This is a genomic window from Flavobacterium sp. AG291 (genome assembly GCF_003350375.1).
GTDB classification, from domain to species: domain Bacteria; phylum Bacteroidota; class Bacteroidia; order Flavobacteriales; family Flavobacteriaceae; genus Flavobacterium; species Flavobacterium suzhouense.
In genome coordinates this window covers 142,168-156,037 of record NZ_QQAR01000005.1, presented here as the reverse complement: position 1 = coordinate 156,037, position 13,870 = coordinate 142,168, and the positions used below count along the sequence as shown (strand labels likewise).

Sequence of the window (13,870 nt, the reverse complement as noted above, 5' to 3'; positions counted from 1 at the left end):
TTTAATGAAAAATCTTTTCTCACTATATTTTCTGTTGCTTTCGGTTTGTTTTTATGGTCAACAAAACCAGCCCTGGCGCAGCTTTTTTTCTTATAATGATGTTGTAGATGTTTCGCAGTCAGACACTAAAGTGTTTTCGGCGGCCAGCAGTGCCATGTTTGAAAAAAATACGGTTACCGGAGAGCTAAAAACAATAACCTCGGTAGACGGGCTTAAGGTGGAGACCATTACGGCAATTATGCACAGCACAGCTTATAAGCGAACGCTGGTGGGTAACAGCAACGGTTTACTTAACGTAATAAACAGCGATGGCAGCATAATCAATAAGATTGATATTATTCAGGAAAATACGGTAACACCTTCTAAAAAGAAAATCAATCATATTTATGAATATGATGGGAAGGCATACATAGCAACCGATTTTGGTATTGCGGTATTTAATCTGGCTACGCTCGAATTTGGGGATACTTATTATCTGGGACCAAATGGGAGTGAGGTGGCGGTATTACAATCGACCATATTTTCAGGATATATTTTTGCCGCCTCGTTACAGGGTATCCGTTTTGCACAGCTTTCAAATCCTAACCTTAACGATTTTAGCCAGTGGTCAGAATACATAGGGGGGAGTTATTCAGGGGTATTAAGTTTTGGAGGTAATTTGTTTGGAGCTAATACAACGGGTATGCTGGTAAAACTTGATAATGGAGAAGCGATTCCTTTTGCAACTTTTCCTTCACCCATTACCGATTTAAGAGAGGCTAACGGCTATATGGTGGTTACCTGCGCTAATCGGGTAAACGCCTACAATGAACAGCTGATTCAGGAAGCCCAGATTAATGTTATTACACTTCCCGAAGCCGAAAATGCAGTTTTTAGCTGTGCTACTGTTGTGGGTGGAAAAGTGTATATAGGTACTGTAGCTAATGGTATGTTCTCGGCGGGCTTTTCAAATTTTGTATTCAATAATATTACGCCAAATGGACCTCAACGAAGCAATATTTTTACAATTAAAAAAGCCCCATCAGCTCTATGGGCGGTATATGGTGATTTTACGTCTACATACAATCCGCATTCTCCCGATCTTGATTATTTGGGGGTAAGCAAGTTTACTGATACAGGATGGTATACCATACCGAATGATGAGTTGTTTAATGCTGCATGTATTGTCGATATTATTATTAGTCCTACGAATGAAAATCTGGTTTATGTAGCATCCTATCATAACGGACTTATAAAAATTGAAAATGATGTGGCTACTGCTCTATATAGTTATCAGCCTGTTATTCAAAACGGTCCGGAGTCTTTGGTTAGTACTACTAATCCAAATTCAAATTACAAGAGCGTAAGGATAAATAGCCTTGCTTTTGATAAAAGCAATAATTTATGGATGACCAATGCAATGCTTGTAAAACCAATCAAGGAACTTAAAACCGGAGGGACATGGGCATCTTATAGTGTTGAAGGTTCTGTTTCAGATCCCCTTAAGACGAGCTATGGTAAAATTGCGATTGATAAGAACGGTACCAAATGGATACCTACCAATAAAAATGGAGTACTCGCTTATAATGAAAGTATTAATAATAAAAGAATTATCATAACCGAAGGAGATAATGGTAATTTGCCTTCTTTTGAGGCAAAATGTGTTGCTATAGACAATAATAATCGTTTGTGGATAGGCACTACTAAAGGGTTGAGAGTATTGGCTGGTGTAGATCGCTTTATGAATCAGGATCAGCTTACGACGAATCCTATAATAATCATGGAAGACGGACTTGCCCAGGAGCTTATGTATGAGCAGCCAATTACTGATATTACGGTTGATGGGGCAAATAATAAATGGTTGGCTACCGGAGGCGCGGGTGTTTTTCTGGTTTCACCAGACGGTCAGGAAACATTGTTTCATTTTACGAAGGAAAATTCACCTTTGCCAAGCAACGTAATTAATGACGTAGAGATTGATCATGTTACCGGAGAAGTATTTTTTGCAACTGACAGAGGAATGGTATCTTACAGAGGAACATCTACCGAAGCTTCGGATGATTTGAGCAAAGTATATGTTTTTCCAAATCCTGTGCGACCTGACTTCGATGGAGATGTAAATATTAGTGCCCTTACGGATAATGCGGTAGTTAAGATTACCGACATTGAAGGTAATCTTGTTTACGAAACTACATCAGAAGGAGGGACAGTACTTTGGGATACCCGTGCCTTTGGTAAATATAAAGTCGCTTCGGGCGTGTATATGATATTTATTTCTTCTGAAGATGGCACTCAAACAAAGGTAAAGAAAGTGATGATTATCAGATAATTGTTTTCTTTTTAATCTTTAAAAATGCTAGTAAAAACAAAAGCCATAGTACTTAGTGCATTGCGTTATCAGGAAAAAAGTCTGATAGTAAAATGCTTTACAGAGTCTGAAGGGCTTAAGTCTTATTATGTGCGAGATGCTTTTACATCAAAAAAAAGCAGCCAGAAAACAGTTTATTTCCGGCCGCTTACAATATTAGAAATAGAAGCCTCTCATAAAAACAAAGGTTCTCTTGAATATTTTAGGGAAGTAAAGCTGGCGCATCCTTACTATTCCATCTCTACAGATATTACAAAAACTACTATCGCTATTTTTATCTCTGAAATATTGCATCATTGCATTAAGGAAGAAGAAAAAAACCAGAGTTTATATTCTTTTCTTGAAACAGCGCTTTTGTGGCTGGATGGTCATGACGATGTTGCTAATTTTCATCTTATATTACTTATGGAAGTAACTAAATTTCTTGGCTTCTATCCTGATTCTTCAGATAATGAATATTCCTTTTTTGAAATGACAGAAGGAATTTATGTGCCTTATGCTTCTGTAAGTTGCCTTTCGGCGGAAGAAAGTGATTTGCTTAAAAGATTAATGACTTTAAAATTTGATAGCGGGATAAAAGCTTTTCATGTTAGTGAAAGACAGCAACTGCTCAAGATATTGCTGGATTATTATTCTTTCCATCTGGATGGCTTTAGGAGGCCTAAATCGCTGGACGTACTTAAAGAAGTATTTAGTTAGTTTTCGAAATATTTATTTCTTTAAATATTGACCCATTTATAAATTTTTCCGTTTATTATTTCTTCGAAAGTATCTCCAGAGTTATATTTAGCTAATAATTGTTTAGGAGACAATCCAAAAGTTTTTTCAAAATGTGGATAATCGGGGAATGATTTCCAATTACCACCCCAAGTCCACTCTGATTTTTTAAAGCAATCTACAACTTCTTGCCAATCGGCAGTTTTGTTTTTGTCAATATCTGATTTTATATCCCATGAGACAGTTTCAAAGGAACCATTATTATCTTTGTCGACCAGAATAACAATATCAAAAGCTAACCCATAATTATGTACTGATAGTCCTTCTTTTGCGTTTGTTACTATTTTTCCAGGTTTGGACCTTCCTATTGAGCCCATGGAGCCGCCCCAGGGAAGGTGAATCATAAAGGGAGTATTCTCGCGTATCTGCCTTTTGCTGCCCGCCATAAAGATCACTGTTGCTAAATCCACATTCAATCATCAAAAGCAGTAGTTGTTTATTTAAGTTTTTTCCTATATTCGCGTATGATCAATCAATCGAAAATGAAAAAACTATTTGCACTACTGCTTATTCCCGTGCTTTCTTTTGCGCAGGAAATGAAAACCATTACCGCAACGAACGAAATGGTAAACATCAAAGTGGATGGTAAACTTAAAAAGAAAGCCTGGAAGATTACCCCGGATGTTTCGCCTGATGTATATGCTACCAATGCTAAAACGGTTACTTTTTATACCGATAAGGATGAGATTACCGTAAATCCTGTTGAAGGCAAACCCTACGACTTTTATATTGACCTGAATGGCAAAAAAGCACTAACCCGTGTGCAATATGAGCCTACTTATATTGAAACTCTTCAAAGGGGAGCGACCTATAACCTTCAGGATAAAAGGGAATTCCCCGCGTTTTCCTATACACCCTCAAGCGATGCCAATCTGCAAAAACTGCGCAAAGAATTCAATCTTGACTCTATTGCCGGAAAAGGCGATGAGGTTTCACAGATAAAGAACCTTATGCGATGGGTACACAATACCATTCGCCATGATGGCAGCAGCGACAATCCTGCCGTTAAAAATGCACAGGGAATAATCGGGGTTTGCAAAGCCGAGGGCCGTGGGGTTAATTGCCGTATGATGGCGACTGTGCTTAATGAATGCTATCTGGCAATGGGATTCAAGTCGCGTTATATTACCTGTATGCCAAAAGAACTTAAGTTTGACGACTGTCATGTTATCAACATGGTGTACAGTAAACAACTGAATAAATGGCTTTGGATGGATCCAACATTCGAGGCTTTTGTGATGGACGAAAAGAAAAACCTGCTGAGTGTAGAAGAGGTACGCGAAAGGCTAATAACCGGCAAACCGCTTAAGCTGAATAAAGAAGCCAACTGGAACCATAAAAGCAAGCGAACCAAAGAAGACTACCTTGACGGTTATATGGCTAAGAATCTGTACCGTATCCAGACACCGGCCATAAGTACCTATGATACCGAAACCGATCATAGCCATCCGCATTTAGACTATGTAGAACTTGTTCCGCTGGAAGGACTTAACCAGCAGCACGTTTCTGAAATGACCTACGATAGTGGTGATAAGCGAGTTTTTTATGTTACCAACAACCCTGAACTTTTCTGGGCAAAACCCTAAGATAGTTTTCAGTGTTCAGTCGCAATATTCAGCAAGAGTAAGCAACTCTAAACCCTAAACCATAAACAGGCGAAGCCTAACTCCCTTCCATAAACGTTATCACATTAAACATGGTGCGTTCGCTAATGCTGAATTCATCGGCGACCATGCCGGCAGCCCAGGTCTTTTTGGGTTTTCCGTATTCTTTAAGGAGCAGTTCCGTTTGTTTCAGGTAAGCTTCATAATATACTTTCCAGTCGAGTATATGCACGGGAATAATACTTTTTCCCATCAGTTTAATCAAATCATCTCCAAGGCTTGCTATGGTTTCATATCGGGTCATTCCATTTATTATCAGGACAAATATCAGTAGAGCGCACTTTGGCACTAAGAGGGCAGTGGCATAGGGCACAGTATGCGCCTTTAATTTCGGTTAAGCTGTCTTTTATAAAAGCAAGCAGCTTACCCTGTTTAGCATTTGAGCAGGTGGCACATACAACAGCCCTTTGTTTTGCTGTGTCTTCGGTTACTTCACTCTTGTCGAGGTAGTTCTTCCATCCCGAGAGAATGGTTTTTGGGCTTAAGGGCATATAACCGCATCAAAGAAATATTTTTAAGAGTTGTGTTTTTAGTACGTTTTTTTGTATAAATTTGGCTCATTATAAACCATTCAAATAATTATACGCCATGAAAAAAATCATTTCGTTACTGGCTCTGTTTTTGAGTCTGGGCGCATTCGCGCAAAATTTTCCAGGAGAAAAAGTTGAACTTCTTAATGGAAAAACCCTTAAAGTTCTTCCTAAAGAAGAATCGCTGCAAAAATATGGTTACAGGGATTTTTACAAAGATGCCGGCCTTAAAAAAGTTTACGAAAAAGAAGGAACATCTACAGCCTACAAAGCTTTAGTGAATAAAGAATTTAAAGTGCTTTCATACGAACCATTTACCGATGCCGGTCGTAATGCAAAGTTCAAACTGCTCATAGAAAATTCGGAAACAGGAAAGCTCTATTTTGATTATGATCCAAAATTTAGCCATAGTTTTCCTTTTGAAGTAATTGGCGGACTTAACTTTCCTAAAGACTTTTTTTGTAATAAAATCTATGAAAAGGAAGTAAAAGAATCATCTGCCAGATGGTATGAAGCACCTGTAGAAGAAGGAATACAGACAATTATATCAAAATCGGCCGGGGGAGACTTTTTCTTTCTTACGATAAATCAGCCCACTGGTGAAAAATTCCAATCAGGTATTGTAAGAAGAGGTTTAGAGATCACTTTTGCTAATGGTTCAACTATATCTATGCCAGATGAGGAATTAAAATCATCAGCTAACCCTTATGGAAATCTTTTGGTAAGCGCAGTTGTTGCGATAATAGCCCCGGCAGACCTTAAGCTTTTGCAGGAAAGTAAAATTGTATCGGTTAAATTGAACAAATATGTGAGTGATGTAAAAAATGGAGCTACATTACAGGAATATTCTAAATGTTTAATTGGCCGTATGGAAGCAACTACTGCTGCTGCAAAACCTATCGCTAAAGTTGCAAAATCAGGAGGTTTAAATTGTCCGGAGATTGAAACCGAAAAGGGTAAAAAAGAAGGCGAAATGCATTATGTAACACCTACCGTAGATGGAATATCTATTAAAAAAATCAGTCGTGACGGATCTGACTCCTATATCTGTACTTTAAAAGTGGTTTCTCAAACCAAACAATCGGGCACTATTGCAATGATTATGTTTGACAACACAAAATCTATCGATGCTCCTGCTGCAAAAATCATGGAAGGTGTACAAAAAGCCAAAAGTTATGAGTACTATGCTATGTTTATAATTGATGAAGAACAAATGAATCTGTTTAAACAAAGCACGGTAAAAGGAATAATGGTAATGGATCAGATCCTTATTGTAAAGCAAAAGGATAAAATTCAAAAATTGATGACCTGCCTTATCGATAAATAAAATAATTGAGCTCCCCGCTATTGCGGGGAGCTTTGTTTTTAAAAGTTAGCCGAATCCCTAACCCTTACATAACTGTTACCTTCAGTAACAATATCCTGAACTGCAACAACCGGAGGAGGGAGGTTCCTGTTGGCCTCGGCTATCTTTAGGGCAAGTTCATCGGTATTAAGGCTTTGCTGGGCTATTTCCCGTGATACGATTCCGCCACCTGCAAAGTAATTGGGTGCCGAAGCACCACCGCCCGAAAAGGCATTATTAAAAGCCATAAAATGACGTGCCGCATTACGGTTCATTACACCAATAAGTTCGCCCTGTTCGGCTTCAAACTGGGTACCGTCGGCACCGGTAAATAAGGTTCCACCTGCGCTATGACGTTGTCCGCCTATACTAAACAACGCTCCCTTTTCGGCCTTTGGCGGTTTGGTCGAGGCAATCTTTTTAACGTTGGCAATATCATTATACTCGCTTTTGCGGTTGGTAAATTCGTGCAGCAGGTAAGTAGTGTCTGCTTCTGTAGACCCGTCTAACAGATTCAGTGCGGCTTTTTTGCCGTAATGATACACGAGGTTATTGTCGAGGGCTATGCCTTCGAGGATGCGTACTATGTCTTTCATTTTTTCTTTGTTGTTGATTTGGTTATTTGTTGATGTGTTTATTTGACCTCACCCAAGCCTCCGCCGTGGCGGAAGAGGGGAGCTAGCTTCACTCGGAGGGATATTCATACCGCTTTGTCATTGCGAGCGCAGTGCAACGGAGCGCGGCAATCTCTTAAAGGTTTGAGTGAAGCTGGTTCCCCTCTCGAGAGGGGTTAGGGGTGTGTCAGAAAAATTTGTAGATTTACTTTCTAACCCATTGTTATGAAATATTTCTACCTGTTGTTGTTTTTATTGTTATTTGTTTTTGGCTATTCGCAGGCTGATACTATTACCTCTTACAAGGATATGGTTATGGATAATAACCATCTTTATGCGATTAGCGATAAGGGCAAAATTTCGATTTGGGATATTCATTCCCTTAAAAAGCTTCATGAAGTTCAGGATACTATGTATTCTGCGATTGGAAGAGACAGGAATAACATAATCCATATCGGAACAAAAGACGGCAGGCTGGCAAAATTCAACAACGATTTTTCATTAAACTGGTATTTGCAGTTAAAGAAGAAGTTACAGGTGCATAATATCTTCTTCAATTCGCAAAACAAAATGTTTTTAGTTGTTCCTTATGCAGTTTATAATCCGGTTAACGATAAATACTGGGATAAGTTTAAAATTGTTGATACACCAGGTAGGATGAGAGTTTCTACTATTAAGAAGTTTTTGTTCTTTTATTATACAAGACCGGCCAAATACAGCTTCATGCCACCCCGAATTGCCTTTACCGACAGTAATGACAGGATATGGATGGCAAATACATTTGGTGAATTCGGAACGATGCTCAACGTTTTTGATGCCAAAAAAGAAAAAGAGCTTGAACCGGATATTTTTGAAAGCTATGGATCACTTCATTTACAATCGGTTTTTGAAGATGACAAAAAGAATGTATATGTTACTTCAGGACTACAGCATTTTATGAACTTTGGAGAAATTTTCAAAATAGTAAAAGGCAAAGCAACTTCAATTTTCAATACACGGGATTATAACGAAAAAGAAGAAAAAGGTAGTCTTTTCATTGGTCCCGGGGCTTTCAGTATAAAAGAACAAAAACTATATTTCCCCACACAAAGAGGCATTTTCCGTGCAGCTATTCCCAATGAAGGCAAAATAACCGAGCTGGAAAAAGTGTTCGCTCCCACGTTGCTTTACAGTCGCGAAAGTCATGCCATAGGCGCACAAATGGCTGTCAGGAAAATGGAATTTACTTCTGATAACCGATTGATTTTCCTTACTTCAAACAATGGGATACAGTTGTATGATGGAGAAAAGGTTGTTGAGATCGAGTAATCCTGTCCCAAGGCAAAGAACGTTGGGTAAATCTGTCCCGATAGCTATCGGGATCCGCCCAAATCTGCCCAATCTGCGTTCTTTAAAATAATAGAGATGAGAAAAATTTGTAGCTTTACTTTCTAACCCAAATTCATGAAACAACTGCTATTTTTACTGTTTGCTATCGCCCTGTTTTCCTGTAACAGGCAATCTGCTTTGGAAGAACAGCTTATTAATAGCAAGTGGGTGTTTTACAAGGGAACATCTCTAATAAATGAGTTTGATAAATGGCCCCCGACCTATCTGAGATTTTATGACAATGGAAAGGTTAAAGAATGTCTTATATCGTCTGAGGTTGTATTTATGGGTAAAAAGCCGGCAAAAATTCGTGATGACTGGAAATATACATCCGAAAAACTGACTCTTTTCGGAAAAGAGTTCAAAGTGCTTACTGTTGAAGGCGATACCATACGTTTGCAGCGCGGTACTACTAATTTTATGCTTTACAATATCGATAAGACCTATCCTAAACTCAAAAAAGGACCAGGCAGGTGTTTGGGAGGGTAATCTCTGTTCTTTTGTCTTGAAACAGGCAGCACCAAAAATTCAAGGCTGAACTCCTTAGGCTTTGATTTGCTTAACGCCACAGAGTTTAATGCCGCTAGCTTCACTCGCATTCGCATGGTTTGCTTGTGTTTTTTTAAAGTAAGAGTAGGTTTCCCCTCTTTCAGAGGGGTGCCCATTGGGCGGGGTGTTTTGTTTAATAAAATGGGAATTAAATAACCACCCCGGCTTTCAGCCACCCCTCCGAAGGAGGGGAAACCACCGTTGCTGAAAAATCCGCCCAATCCGCGTTTAAATTCATATTGACTGGGTTTAGGAGAGATTACCACGCTCCGTTGCACTACGCTCGTAATGACAGCAGCGTTGAGAAAAATCCGTGTTCATCTGTGCAATCTGTGTCATCTGTGTTCCATTTAAGGAGAGTGCCAGAAAAATTTGTAGCTTTACTTTCTAACCCAAACTCATGAAACAACTGTTGTTTTTATTGCTTGCTCTTGCCCTGTTTTCCTGTAACAGGCAATCTGATCTGGAAGAAAAGCTTATCAAAAGTAAATGGGTGGTTTTAGAAGGCAAAACCCTAAAAAAGAAAACCGATAACTGGCCTAATGACTATTATGTGTTTGATGCTGATGGGGTGCTTAAAAGTATCCTGATGTATTCTGATGAAGAAAATACCATTTTTAACGATGATGGCTCAGTAAGGAATACTCCCCTTTTATGGAACTATGATGCTGAAAAAAAGATACTCACCATAAACGGGCATAAGTGTAAAGTGCTTGCTGTTGATAGCAATACTGTTTTTATGGTAGAGGGTACTTCTCATCTTATGCTTTACAATATTGATAAGGTTTACCCAAAGCTTAAGGAAAACTCTTATTTAAGCCGGTAAAAATCCGCATTCATCCGTATTCATCTTCCCAAATCCGTCCCGATAGCTATCGGGATCCGTGTTCCATTGAGTATTGATTTGGATCAGAAGAGATTACCACGTCGTTCCTCCCTGCCTTTGCCGGCAGGCAGGCTCGCAATGACAGACCCTTCCATTACTGAAAACTACGAATGCAACTGAAAACTATCCACGAGTAAATAACTCTAAACCACAAACTCCAAACCCGAAACATTAAAAGTTATCTTTGCAAAAAATTCTACCATGATCGTTATCAACGAAACCACGGCTTTTGCCTTTGATGATATACTCTTCACTTTTGCGCTGGCATCGGAAGCTGCCGAAGTCTTTAACGGACACGAAAAGCTTATTACCGGTATCGGAAAAGTCAATGCTGCTTATCAGCTTACCAAAGCCATTGCTGCCAAAAAGCCTAAGCTTATCGTTAATCTGGGTTCTGCCGGGAGTGCGCATTTTGCAAAAGGCGAGGTAGTGTGCTGTACAGGTTTCGTGCAACGCGACATGGATGTTCAGGCACTGGGCTACCAGAAGTATGAAACGCCATTTTCGGGGCTGCCGTCGGTTGTCAGTTACGGCCTCGAACTACCCGGACTCAAAACTGCTGTTTGCGGTACGGGCGATAACTTCGAGATGGGTCACACCGCCGCCGATTATACTGTAGTTGATATGGAGGCCTATGCTCTTGCCATGATTGCTATGACCGAGGAAATTCCTTTCCTGTGCCTTAAATACATCTCCGATGGTGCCGATGATAACGCTGCCGACGACTGGACCGAACTGGTGCATAAAGCAGCGGTTGCCTATGGGGAGATTCTTGGGGTGAATACTGTAGGGTAATTTGTTGATTCGTGGATTTGGTTATTTGTTTGGCCTCACCCCAACCCACTAGCACTGCTTACTCGTCTTGTTAGTCATTGCGAGCGGAATGAAATGAAGCGTGGCAATCTATTGGAATTAGAATAGATTGCCACGTCGTTCCTCCCTGCCTTTGCCGGCAGGCAGGCTCGCAATGACAGGCGTTTCTGAATTCAGCACGAGTAAGCAACTCTGAACCCGAAACCCGTTAACCCGAAACCAATTTCCTATACTCATTCTCCACTTCATTCTGGGCTTTGGTTTGTGCCAAAAGGCTGAATATTTCGCCGTAGGGTTTTCGTCCCACATCAAAAGGGTGTTGCCCAAACTGTTTTCCCAACTGCAATAGCGGAAGCGTGTCGCTGTACGGCTTGAGCTTATCGGCGCCTGCCATATCCCACAGGTGACTGTCGGTGCTCATTGTGGCAAGCAGCTTGTTTTCGATAGCGATAATGCGCGCAAACTCTTCCACAACAAACTTACGTGCTGCAAAGAAGTCGGTTATAGGGGCTTTCCAAAAGGTCTTTTCGTCAATATCAAAGCAAATCTCAAAGAGTTGGCGTATGCCATTCCAGTCGGTAATCTTTGGCAGCAGCCTGATGCAGTATTTTACATTGGCATAAGGCATGGTGTGGATGTTCATCTGCTTTCCGCCAAAGTTGTTCTTTGGTTTCAGGTGTTCCAGTATCAGGTCATATTCGAGAGTATCCCGCAAGCGGGTGTAGTGTTTTAGGGTGATGTTTTTCATAGATGTTTATTTGGTTATGCGATGATTTGTTTATTTGTTCTCCGCCGCTTGTCATTCTGAGCGGAATGTAATGGAGCCGAAGAATCTCAATCGGATCTGTTGGGATTTAAAGAGATTCCTCCTTCGTCGGAATGACAGTAACGAAAGAAAATCCGCGTTCCATTTGTTGATAATTAATTCAATGCGTTTATCCGATTGAGTGAAGCTTCAAATAACCGAATAACCGAATCCACAAATCAACCTATGCGAATACGGGCTGAGTAATCCTTCCTCAACGCAAACCAGTACCGCATCATGATGCTGTCCCATTCGTCGGGGGAACGGCCTATGAGTTCCTTGATGCGGTCTTTGGGGATGATGCCCTTGCGGCCGTCTTTGTCAATGTCTTTAAGCTTGACTTGTTCCATTTCTTCAGAGGTGCTTTGGCGAACATGGTCGTCATCGCAAATTTCTCCTGCCAGCCTGTTGGTAATCATCTCCGCCATTTTTATGGAACACTGGCTCTTGAGGTTGTCAAAATTGGGTTTTACGAAGGTGTTACCCTCCCGCATTTCAAGAGGAGCCGAATTGTTCACGAAGCCCTTGCACTTCAGGAAGTCCACCACGCCACCGCCCACGCCATCTTCATCGGCAATGATGTTGGATAGCGCAATGCCGTGTTTGGATTGTAATATCCGTGCACGACCCACAACTTCATCAAGGCCTGACTTGGCAATAGCCTCCCGCTTAATGCACACCCAACCATGCCAGATTCGGAACACCGTTTTGTCCTTACCCTTACGGGCCACGTCTATGGTCATGTATTTTACGCCATCCGGCGAAAGGTGAGTTGGCGAGAAGTAATCGGCAATGCTGTCGTGGTCTATGAGGGTCGCAGGATCGTCGTCATACTCCCAGTTGCCAAAGTAGAGGCGTTCGCGGCTGTTTTTATCCAATCGTAAGAGTGATTGCAGATAACTCGGATGCAGGTGCGGATTGTCCGTAGGCAACGACTGAATGAAACGGCGATAAGGGGCAAGCCGACCTTCGCGGGTGGTTTTGTAGAACTCCTTGTACGTCCAGTTCTTGGCGGGGTTGCAGCTTCCCAGCATCTTAGGGATGAGGTTGTACTCGTTGAGCTTGTAGCGTATTCGGGACTTGACGATCTGCCATGCGGCATAAGCTACCTGGTTGCATTCGTCAATAAAAGCACCTGTAATTTCGAGTGACCCAAGACTGTCAAAATTTGGGTCGGAAGGATAGAGGAACAGGTCTTTCAGGATAATCTGGCTGCCATTTTTCCAGTGGATGATGTGCTCTGCCGACTTATAATTAAACTGTCCGCCCAGCTTTAGCATCGTAGCCAACTCAAAGAAGGTGTTGAGCGTGGTTTCCTTAAGGGTTTTCAGTTTGCTGCGCCCCATAAGCCAGCGTGTTCCGGGGTATTTCTGGCACATTTCCATAAGCCACAAACAACCAAGAGCTGATTTTCCGCCACCGGCAGCACCGCCGTACAGCACTTCTTCGGTAACGTTGTCCTTCAGGAAAAAAATGGCATGTTCCTGCTTAATCAGCAGTTTCATAAGGGTCGAGGCCGGAGCCCAGGTTCAGGGAGACGGCTTTAGGCGCATCATCGTCATCCTCTAAATATTTGTCGCTCCACATCTTGGGGTTGCGGTTCTTGAGCCAGAACTGCTGGCTGCGGAAGTCGGCCGGAATGTGTTTTTCCACTTCCACGACCTCCACGCGTTCCTTCTCTACGCGTTTACCGTTATCGTCATAATAGATCTCCTTGCATTTAATAGCCTGTTTGGTCGTAATGATCCTGTCCAGCGTTGCCTGGTATAGCGAAGCTGCCACCTCCATATCGGCAGCCTTTTTGCCACGGGATATGGCCTCGGCAAAGTCGGGGTAGGAGTTTTTCCAGTTCAGGATGGTCTTGCGGCATACGCCAAAATACGCCGCGAGATCCCTGTCCTGTACACCCAACAGACAGAGCTTGTGAGCCTGTGCGGGGTAGTCGTCGCGGTACTGGGGTTTTACGCCTTTGCGGGTAGGTTTTTTTAAATGGGGAGAAGCGCTCGTTTGAGAGGGTGCTTCGTTCATTGGGGAGGGGTTTGGGAAATATTGGGGTAGGTAATTGTTAAAATTGACTTAAATCATTCGTTTAATGCTTACAATATTTTTTTTAAAAAATCAATATGTTATGAATGAAGGATTTTAAAAGTTGTGCTCTAAATTTGTAAGTAT

Annotated in this window: 15 protein-coding genes; 8 read left to right on the top strand and 7 right to left on the bottom strand. The window is 41.4% G+C overall.

All coding sequences use genetic code 11. From position 1 onward, the window contains the following. Nucleotides 1-4 precede the first annotated feature (4 nt). The gene (locus DEU42_RS07590; RefSeq protein ID WP_114757691.1) at nucleotides 5-2,308 is read left to right on the top strand and encodes a T9SS type A sorting domain-containing protein; all 2,304 of its coding nucleotides are present in this window, start codon (nucleotides 5-7) and stop codon (nucleotides 2,306-2,308) included. A 24-nt stretch (nucleotides 2,309-2,332) separates the two neighbouring features. Continuing rightward, entirely contained in the window at nucleotides 2,333-3,046 is a 714-nt protein-coding gene (recO, locus tag DEU42_RS07585; protein ID WP_114757690.1) for a DNA repair protein RecO, read from the top strand. 20 nt (nucleotides 3,047-3,066) lie between these two features. Here recO and DEU42_RS07580 read toward each other — a convergent pair whose 3' ends face one another. Then, the gene (locus DEU42_RS07580) at nucleotides 3,067-3,510 is read right to left on the bottom strand and encodes a M15 family metallopeptidase (protein ID WP_114757689.1); all 444 of its coding nucleotides are present in this window, start codon (nucleotides 3,508-3,510) and stop codon (nucleotides 3,067-3,069) included. 96 nt (nucleotides 3,511-3,606) lie between these two features. Here DEU42_RS07580 and DEU42_RS07575 point away from each other — a divergent pair, with 96 nt between their 5' ends. Further along, on the top strand, nucleotides 3,607-4,710 hold the full coding sequence (locus tag DEU42_RS07575; RefSeq protein ID WP_114757688.1) for a transglutaminase-like domain-containing protein: 1,104 nt from the start codon (nucleotides 3,607-3,609) through the stop codon (nucleotides 4,708-4,710). Between the two features lie 76 nt (nucleotides 4,711-4,786). Here the strand turns inward: DEU42_RS07575 and DEU42_RS07570 are convergent, their stop codons facing one another. Both DEU42_RS07570 and DEU42_RS07565 read right to left on the bottom strand, forming a co-directional pair. Continuing rightward, nucleotides 4,787-5,032 (bottom strand): hypothetical protein, encoded by a 246-nt coding sequence (locus DEU42_RS07570; protein ID WP_114757687.1) that lies wholly within the window; start codon nucleotides 5,030-5,032, stop codon nucleotides 4,787-4,789. Next, nucleotides 5,019-5,279 (bottom strand): hypothetical protein, encoded by a 261-nt coding sequence (locus DEU42_RS07565; protein ID WP_114757686.1) that lies wholly within the window; start codon nucleotides 5,277-5,279, stop codon nucleotides 5,019-5,021. Before DEU42_RS07565 ends, DEU42_RS07570 begins: the two co-directional genes overlap by 14 nt. Nucleotides 5,280-5,376: 97 nt before the next feature. Here DEU42_RS07565 and DEU42_RS07560 point away from each other — a divergent pair, with 97 nt between their 5' ends. Beyond that, nucleotides 5,377-6,645, top strand: coding sequence for a hypothetical protein (locus DEU42_RS07560; RefSeq protein WP_114757685.1), 1,269 nt, complete (start codon nucleotides 5,377-5,379; stop codon nucleotides 6,643-6,645). Between the two features lie 38 nt (nucleotides 6,646-6,683). Here the strand turns inward: DEU42_RS07560 and DEU42_RS07555 are convergent, their stop codons facing one another. After that, a complete protein-coding gene (locus DEU42_RS07555; protein WP_114757684.1) occupies nucleotides 6,684-7,259 on the bottom strand; it encodes a hypothetical protein in 576 nt (191 codons plus the stop codon). A 243-nt stretch (nucleotides 7,260-7,502) separates the two neighbouring features. Between DEU42_RS07555 and DEU42_RS07550 the strand changes: the two genes are divergently transcribed. The 4 genes from DEU42_RS07550 (at nucleotide 7,503) to DEU42_RS07535 (ending at nucleotide 10,875) form a co-directional block, all read left to right on the top strand. Continuing rightward, nucleotides 7,503-8,585 (top strand): hypothetical protein, encoded by a 1,083-nt coding sequence (locus tag DEU42_RS07550; protein WP_114757683.1) that lies wholly within the window; start codon nucleotides 7,503-7,505, stop codon nucleotides 8,583-8,585. Between the two features lie 135 nt (nucleotides 8,586-8,720). Further along, nucleotides 8,721-9,134, top strand: coding sequence for a hypothetical protein (locus DEU42_RS07545; RefSeq protein ID WP_114757682.1), 414 nt, complete (start codon nucleotides 8,721-8,723; stop codon nucleotides 9,132-9,134). A 460-nt stretch (nucleotides 9,135-9,594) separates the two neighbouring features. Then, on the top strand, nucleotides 9,595-10,020 hold the full coding sequence (locus tag DEU42_RS07540) for a hypothetical protein (protein WP_114757681.1): 426 nt from the start codon (nucleotides 9,595-9,597) through the stop codon (nucleotides 10,018-10,020). Nucleotides 10,021-10,281: 261 nt separating this feature from the next. After that, nucleotides 10,282-10,875: a nucleosidase gene (locus DEU42_RS07535; RefSeq protein WP_114757680.1), complete on the top strand. Its 594-nt coding sequence runs from the start codon at nucleotides 10,282-10,284 to the stop codon at nucleotides 10,873-10,875. 226 nt (nucleotides 10,876-11,101) lie between these two features. Here the strand turns inward: DEU42_RS07535 and DEU42_RS07530 are convergent, their stop codons facing one another. The 3 genes from DEU42_RS07530 to DEU42_RS07520 form a co-directional block, all read right to left on the bottom strand. Continuing rightward, nucleotides 11,102-11,641, bottom strand: a complete 540-nt coding sequence (locus DEU42_RS07530; RefSeq protein WP_114757679.1) for a hypothetical protein — start codon at nucleotides 11,639-11,641, stop codon at nucleotides 11,102-11,104. A 236-nt stretch (nucleotides 11,642-11,877) separates the two neighbouring features. Continuing rightward, on the bottom strand, nucleotides 11,878-13,203 hold the full coding sequence (locus tag DEU42_RS07525) for a phage terminase large subunit (RefSeq protein ID WP_114757678.1): 1,326 nt from the start codon (nucleotides 13,201-13,203) through the stop codon (nucleotides 11,878-11,880). Next, a complete protein-coding gene (locus tag DEU42_RS07520; protein ID WP_114757677.1) occupies nucleotides 13,187-13,726 on the bottom strand; it encodes a hypothetical protein in 540 nt (179 codons plus the stop codon). Before DEU42_RS07520 ends, DEU42_RS07525 begins: the two co-directional genes overlap by 17 nt. Nucleotides 13,727-13,870: the final 144 nt, after the last annotated feature.